Origin of the sequence: Streptomyces cyaneofuscatus (genome assembly GCF_000718135.1) — a bacterium.
Lineage (GTDB): Bacteria > Actinomycetota > Actinomycetes > Streptomycetales > Streptomycetaceae > Streptomyces > Streptomyces cyaneofuscatus.
The window spans coordinates 1-406 of sequence record NZ_JOEM01000078.1 but is presented as its reverse complement, the minus strand read 5'-3'; the positions used below and the strand labels follow the sequence as shown (position 1 = coordinate 406).

General features: G+C 66.7%; 1 protein-coding gene. It reads right to left on the bottom strand.

Annotated elements, in window-relative coordinates; genetic code table 11:
- The coding region (locus tag IF17_RS0135830) for an immunity 49 family protein (RefSeq protein WP_030575416.1) at window positions 1-406 on the bottom strand (406 nt) is incomplete at both ends.

Here is a 406-nt window from a genome sequence, read left to right as displayed (position 1 = left end):
AGGGTCCAGTACGTCTTGTGGAGTTTCAGGGCGTCCGCGAGGGCGGGGGTGAATCCGTCGCGGTCGTTGCGGACGTAGTGGTAGAAGAGGTTGATCGGCGGGTAGAGCACGGCCTGGAGGAGGTCTTGTGGGGCGATGCGTGCCACGGCGGGGTCGGAGGCTTCGATGGTGGCGATGAGCTTGTCCGCGAGGTCCGGGCGCCGCAGCCACCAGCTCTGGAGGGTGTCCACCCAGTGGTAGATGTACTCGTCGTAGGAGCCCTCCGGTGAGCGCAGCCGCTCCAGGGGGATTTCGCTGAGCTGCGTCATTCGGTCCTGGTCACGGCAGATGACGGCCAGCCAGAAGGCGGAGAGCCACGTGCCGGCGTCAGCAGTGGACATCGGTCCGGTCGCCGGGATGGTCCGCA